The following is a 5,924-nucleotide window of genomic DNA, read 5'->3' on the forward strand; positions in this document are numbered from 1 at the left end:
GGCCGAGGCCCTGGCCCGCGCCCGCATCCGCGAGGAGACCGAGCAGGGCCCCGACCAGCTGCGCGCCGCCCTGGGCGAGATCGACCTGACCGCCCCCGTCGACCGGCTGGAGCAGGAGATCGCCCGCCTGCGCGGCGCGCGCGAGGCCCTGGGCGCGGTCAACCTGCGCGCCGACGAGGACAAGCGCGCCCTGGAGGCCGAACGCGACGGTCTGGCCGCCGAGAAGACCGACCTGGAGGAGGCGATCCGCAAGCTGCGCGCCGGGATCGGCAGCCTGAACCGCGAGGGGCGCGAGCGCCTTCTGGCCGCGTTCGAGACGGTGAACGCCAATTTCGCCACCCTGTTCACGACGCTTTTCGGGGGCGGCGAGGCGCGCCTGGTGATGGTCGAATCCGACGACCCGCTGGATGCGGGGCTGGAGATCATGTGCCAGCCGCCCGGCAAGCGGCTGTCGACGCTGAGTCTTTTGTCCGGGGGCGAACAGACGCTGACCGCGATGGCGCTGATCTTTGCGGTGTTCTTGGCCAATCCCGCGCCGATCTGCGTGCTGGACGAGGTCGACGCGCCGCTGGACGATGCCAATGTCAGCCGATTCTGCGACCTTCTGGACGAGATGACCCGCCGGACCGACACGCGGTTCCTGATCATCACCCACCATGCGGTGACGATGGGCCGGATGGACCGGCTGTTCGGCGTCACCATGGTCGAGCAGGGCGTCAGCCAGTTGGTCAGCGTGGACCTGAAACGCGCCGAGGCTCTGGTCGCCTGACGCGACCCGCGCTAGGGTCCGGGCCGCAACCCAAGCGAGGACCCCATGAGCATCGAGCAGACCTTGGCCGACAAGGGCATCACCCTTCCCGCAGCGCCCATGCCGGCGGCCAATTACGTCCCCTTCGTGCAGACCGGCAACCTGGTCTTCATCTCGGGCCAGATCAGCGCGGACGAGAACGGCCTGATCACCGGCAAGCTGGGCGACAAGACCGACCTGGAGGAGGGCGTGGCCGCCGCACGCCGCTGCGGGCTGGCGCTGATCGCGCAGCTGAAATCCGCCATCGGCGATCTGGACCGCGTGACGCGGGTGGTCAAGCTGACCGGCTTCGTGAACTCCACCCCCGATTTCACCGATCAGCCCAAGGTCATCAACGGCTGTTCTGACCTGATGGTCGAGGTCTTCGGCGAGGCCGGGCGCCATTCCCGCGCCGCCGTGTCCGCCTCCTCGCTGCCCTTCGGCGTCGCGGTCGAGATCGAAGCCGTGTTCGAGGTCCGCTGATGCTGGACGACCGCTTCCTGACGGTGCCCATCACCCATCGCGGCCTGCATGGCGCGGGGGTTCCCGAAAACAGCCTGGCCGCCGCCCGCGCCGCGATCGAGGCGGGCTACGGCATCGAATGCGACATCCAGCCCGGCCCGGACGGAGAGCCGCTGGTCTTTCACGACTATCGGCTGAAGCGGCTGACCGGGGCCGAGGGCGTGATCGGCGCGACCGACGCGCAGACGCTGGCCGGCCTGCGCCTCTTGGGCACGGACGAGCCGGTGCCGACGCTGGCCCGGTTCCTGGAACTGATCGCGGGCCGGGTGCCGCTGCTGATCGAGGTCAAGGACCAGGACGGCGCCTGTGGCCCCGATGTCGGCTTGCTGTCCGCACGCGTGGCCAAGGTGCTGGCAGGCTATGACGGGCCGGTGGCGGTCATGTCCTTCAACCCGCACATGATCGCGGCCTTCCGCGCCGCGGCTCCGGACGTGCCGGTGGGCCTGACCACCTGCGCCTTTCCCGAGGGCGACTGGCCGCAAGTCGCGCCCGCCCGGCGCGAGGAACTGGCCCAGATCCGCGATTTCGATGCGGTGGGGGCGTGCTTCATCTCGCATGACAAGGGCGATCTGGGCAATCCGCGCGTCGATGCGCTGCGCGCACAGGGCGTTCCGGTGCTGACCTGGACCATCCGCAGCGCCGACGAGGAAGAGGCCGCCCGCCGCGTCGCCACGAACATCACCTTCGAAGGCTATCGCGCGGCGATCTGACGCCATTTCGCTGCACAAATACCAAAGGGGCGCCGACCTGCGGCGCCCCGCGACACCGGCGGGCCCTGACAAGCCGCGCCCCGCACCCTATCTTCCGGGGCATGACCGACATGATGACCCTGACCACCCATCCCTCGATCGCCGCCATCGACCCAGAGGTCTGGGACGCTCTGGGCGACGGCAATCCCTTTACCACGCACCGCTTCCTGTCCGCGCTGGAGCAGTCCCGATCCGTGGGCACCGGCACGGGGTGGCAGCCGCTGCACCTGACGCTGGAACGCGACGGGCAGACCGTCGCCGCGGCGCCGGTTTATGCAAAGTCGCACAGCCAGGGCGAATACATCTTCGACCATGCCTGGGCGCAGGCCTATGTGCGTGCGGGCGGGCGCTATTATCCCAAGCTGCAATGCGCGGTGCCCTTCACCCCCGCCACCGGCGCGCGCCTGCTGGCCCGCGACGACGAGGCCCGCGCGGGCCTTCTGGCGGGTCTGATGCAGGTGGCCGAGCGGCTGGACGTGTCGGGGGCGCATGTCACCTTCTGCACCGAGCACGAGGCCGATCTGGGCGAGGCGGCGGGGTTCCTGCCGCGCGTGACGCAGCAGTATCATTGGCTGAACCGCGGCTATGCCAGCTATGACGATTTCCTGGGGGCGCTGTCCTCGCGCAAGCGCAAGGATCTGCGCAAGGAGCGCGCCCGGGCGCAGGCGTTCGGCGGCACGATCCGGCACCTGACCGGCGAAGACCTGAAGCCGCATCATTGGGACGCGTTCTGGGAATTCTATCAGGACACCGGGGCGCGCAAATGGGGGCAGCCCTATCTGACCCGCGCCTTCTTTGACCGCATCCAGGACACGATGCGCGCCGACATCCTGCTGGTGCTGGCGGAGGTCGACGGCCGGCCCATCGCGGGGGCGTTGAACTTCCTGGGGCCGGACGCGATCTATGGCCGCTACTGGGGCTGCGTCGCGGATCACGCCTTTTTGCATTTCGAGCTGTGCTATCATCAGGCCATCGACCATGCGATCGCGCATGGGCTGGGCCGGGTCGAGGCAGGGGCGCAGGGGGATCACAAGCTGGCCCGCGGATATGAGCCGGTGCCGATCCATTCGCTGCACTGGGTGCGCGATCCGGGCTTCCTGCGCGCGCTGGAAAATTATCTGGATCAGGAACGCGACGCGATGGGCGCCGAGATCGAGGCGCTGGCCGAGTTCACTCCCTTCCGCAAGGGCGATCCGTCGCCGTGAGTGGGCCCTTGCGTCCCGCGAAGGGCCGGGGGGCCAGCCCCCCGGACCCCCCGGTGTCGTGCCATGGGTCTGCGGTCAGACCTTTTCCAGCAGGGCCTCTCCGGCGCTGACGCTGCAGGTGCCGGGGCTGTCCTCGACATCCATCGATTTGACCACGCCGTCCTGGACATAGGCCGCAAAGCGCTTGCAGCGGCCGAAGAAGCCGACCGGAGGGGCGGTGAAGTCCAGGCCGAGGGCCTTGGTCATGCTGCCGTCGGCATCGGCCAGGACCTCGATCCCGGCCTCGGTCGCGCCGGTCTGATCGGCCCAGGCCTTGGCCACGAAGGGATCGTTCACGGTGATGCAGACGATGCGTGACACGCCCTTGGCGCGGAACGCGTCGGCGCTGCGCACGAAGCTGGGCATATGCGCGTTCGTGCAGGTGCCGGTGAAGGCGCCCGGCAGGCCGAACAGGGCGACCTTGCCCTGCATCAGGTCGGCGGTGTCGACGGTCTCGGGGCCGGCCTCGCCCACGCGCAGCAATTGGCCCTGGGGCAGCGTGTCCCCGGCGGTGATGGTCATCGCATTCTCCTGAATTGCAACGGATTCGCGGCGACTATAGGGTGCCTCCGGTGAACAGACCAGAGAGGCGGCAGATGCGCATCGTGATCGTGGGCGGGGGGCAGGCGGCAGCGTCGATGGCGGCGCGGCTGCGGGCCAAGGGCCACGAGGGGCCGCTGACCGTGATCGGAAACGAGCCCGCCGCCCCCTATCAGCGCCCACCTTTGTCCAAGGCCTATCTGCTGGGCCAGATGGGGCTGGACCGCCTGACGCTGCGCGCGCCCGAATGGTGGCGCGACCAGGGGATCGCGCTGCACCTGTCGGAAACCGCGCTGTCCATCGACAGGGCGGGGCAGGTCCTGACGACCGATCGGGGCACGTATTCCTATGACGCGCTGGCGCTGACCACGGGCGCGGCGCCGCGGCGCCTGCCCGCGGCGATGGGCGGCGACCTGCCCGGCACGCATGTGATCCGCAGCCTGGCCGATGTCGACGCGCTGGCGCCGCAGATGCGCGAGGGGCGGCGCCTGGTGGTGATCGGCGGCGGATATATCGGACTGGAGGCGGCGGCAGTCGCGCGCAAGCTGGGCCTGGAGGTCACGCTGATCGAGGCGGCACCGCGCATCCTGGGCCGCGTCGCGGCCGCCCAGACCGCGGACCTGATCCGCGCGCTGCACCGGGCGCACGGCGTCACCATCCTGGAAGGCACGGGGATCAGCCGCATCACCGGAGACGACCGGGCGACCGGGGTCGCGTTGACCGACGGCCGGCAGATCGACGCGGATCTGGTGATCATGGGCATCGGCGTGCTGCCGGAAACCGCGCTTGCCGGCGCTGCGGGGTTGGATCTGGACAACGGCATCGCGACCGACCTGCACGGCCGCACGTCGGATCCGGTGATCTGGGCCGCAGGCGATTGCGCCAGCACGCCCTGGCAGGGCGGGCGGCTGCGGCTGGAGAGCGTGGGCGGGGCGATCGACATGGCGGAATGCGTGGCCGACAACATGCTGGGGCTGACGCGGGACTATGTGCCCAAGGCATGGTTCTGGTCGGACCAGTTCGATGCCAAGCTGCAGATCGCGGGTCTGAATGCGGGTCATGATCAGGTCGTCACGCCGGCGGGGCAGGGCGATCACGCCGCATCGGTCTGGTATTACCGGCAGGGAACCTTGATCGCGGTCGATGCGCTGAACGACGCCCGCGCCTACATGATTGGCAAGCGCCTGATCGAGGGCGGGATCAGTCCGGACCCGGCGGCGATATCGACCGTCGCGGACCTCAAGGCGCTGATGGCATGACCGGGTCCTGTTCGCAGGTCGGCCCAGGGGGGTGCGGGGGGCAGGATGCCCCCCGCTGCCACCGCGGGACGCCATCATGAGGATCGTCGGCGGCACGCTGCGCGGCCTGAAGCTGGCAGACTTGGGAGCAGGCGACCCGGCGGCGCATCTGCGCCCCACGACCGATCGCGTCCGCGAGGCGATCTTCAACCTGCTGATCAACGGCACGCACGGCAATCCGCTGCCGGGGGCGCGTGTGCTGGACCTGTTCGCCGGGACCGGGGCAATGGGGCTGGAGGCATTGTCGCGCGGTGCGGCCCACGCGACACTGGTCGACGACGGCGCCCGCGCCCACGCCCTGATGCGGCAGAACATCACCAAGGCCAGGGTGCAGGACAAAGCCAGCCTGCTGCGCCGCGATGCGACCAGGCTGGGGCGGCACGAAGGGCCGACGTTCGACGTCGTGTTCCTTGATCCGCCCTATGGCCAGGGACGCGGAGAGGTCGCACTGGCCTCTGCCATGCAGGGCGACTGGATCGGCGCGGGGGCGTGGATCATCTGGGAAGAATCGCGCCCGCCGATGCTGCCAGCAGGGGTCACGCTGCTGGACCGGCGCAGCTATGGCGATACGGTGGTGACCTTGGCGCGCGTCGCAGCCAACGAAGCTGCGTAAAGACCACGTTTTGGTATCGTATCCAACCTAAGGCGAACGCCCGTCATCTGCACGCAGTCGCACCGGTACGAACGGTTGACCGCCGCGCGTGGCGCCTGACGGCGCCGGGCCGTTCGGTGGCGCCGGGCCTGCCTTCGGCGGCCCGGCGCGTCAGTGCCGGCCGCCGTCGGC

Annotated in this window: 6 protein-coding genes and 1 pseudogene; 6 read left to right on the forward strand and 1 reads right to left on the reverse strand. The window is 69.7% G+C overall.

The window, feature by feature from the left end:
* From FHD68_RS17320 to FHD68_RS17335, 4 genes and pseudogenes are all read left to right on the forward strand, one after another.
* Positions 1 to 769, forward strand: a pseudogene (locus FHD68_RS17320) (chromosome segregation protein SMC); the annotation flags it as partial.
* A 45-nt stretch (positions 770 to 814) separates the two neighbouring features.
* Entirely contained in the window at positions 815 to 1,270 is a 456-nt protein-coding gene (locus tag FHD68_RS17325; RefSeq protein ID WP_127897832.1) for a RidA family protein, read from the forward strand.
* A complete protein-coding gene (locus FHD68_RS17330) occupies positions 1,270 to 2,019 on the forward strand; it encodes a glycerophosphodiester phosphodiesterase family protein (RefSeq protein WP_127897833.1) in 750 nt (249 codons plus the stop codon). Before FHD68_RS17325 ends, FHD68_RS17330 begins: the two co-directional genes overlap by 1 nt.
* A 101-nt stretch (positions 2,020 to 2,120) precedes the next feature.
* A complete protein-coding gene (locus FHD68_RS17335) occupies positions 2,121 to 3,263 on the forward strand; it encodes a GNAT family N-acetyltransferase (RefSeq protein WP_127897834.1) in 1,143 nt (380 codons plus the stop codon).
* A 75-nt stretch (positions 3,264 to 3,338) separates the two neighbouring features.
* On the opposite strand, the gene FHD68_RS17340 is transcribed toward FHD68_RS17335, so the two are convergent.
* Entirely contained in the window at positions 3,339 to 3,824 is a 486-nt protein-coding gene (locus FHD68_RS17340) for a peroxiredoxin (RefSeq protein WP_127897835.1), read from the reverse strand.
* A gap of 74 nt (positions 3,825 to 3,898) precedes the next feature.
* Here FHD68_RS17340 and FHD68_RS17345 point away from each other — a divergent pair, with 74 nt between their 5' ends.
* A complete protein-coding gene (locus FHD68_RS17345) occupies positions 3,899 to 5,101 on the forward strand; it encodes an NAD(P)/FAD-dependent oxidoreductase (protein WP_127897836.1) in 1,203 nt (400 codons plus the stop codon).
* A gap of 76 nt (positions 5,102 to 5,177) precedes the next feature.
* The gene (gene rsmD / locus FHD68_RS17350) at positions 5,178 to 5,753 is read left to right on the forward strand and encodes a 16S rRNA (guanine(966)-N(2))-methyltransferase RsmD (protein ID WP_127897837.1); all 576 of its coding nucleotides are present in this window, start codon (positions 5,178 to 5,180) and stop codon (positions 5,751 to 5,753) included.
* Positions 5,754 to 5,924: the final 171 nt, after the last annotated feature.

The organism is Paracoccus marcusii (assembly GCF_006151785.1).
Lineage (GTDB): Bacteria > Pseudomonadota > Alphaproteobacteria > Rhodobacterales > Rhodobacteraceae > Paracoccus > Paracoccus marcusii.

Coding starts and splice junctions, on each gene's coding strand:
- FHD68_RS17325 (WP_127897832.1), top strand. CDS start 815: ATGAGCATCGAGCAGACCTTGGCCGACAAGGGCATCACCCTTCCCGCA.
- FHD68_RS17330 (WP_127897833.1), top strand. CDS start 1,270: ATGCTGGACGACCGCTTCCTGACGGTGCCCATCACCCATCGCGGCCTG.
- FHD68_RS17335 (WP_127897834.1), top strand. CDS start 2,121: ATGACCGACATGATGACCCTGACCACCCATCCCTCGATCGCCGCCATC.
- FHD68_RS17340 (WP_127897835.1), bottom strand. CDS start 3,824: ATGACCATCACCGCCGGGGACACGCTGCCCCAGGGCCAATTGCTGCGC.
- FHD68_RS17345 (WP_127897836.1), top strand. CDS start 3,899: ATGCGCATCGTGATCGTGGGCGGGGGGCAGGCGGCAGCGTCGATGGCG.
- rsmD (WP_127897837.1), top strand. CDS start 5,178: ATGAGGATCGTCGGCGGCACGCTGCGCGGCCTGAAGCTGGCAGACTTG.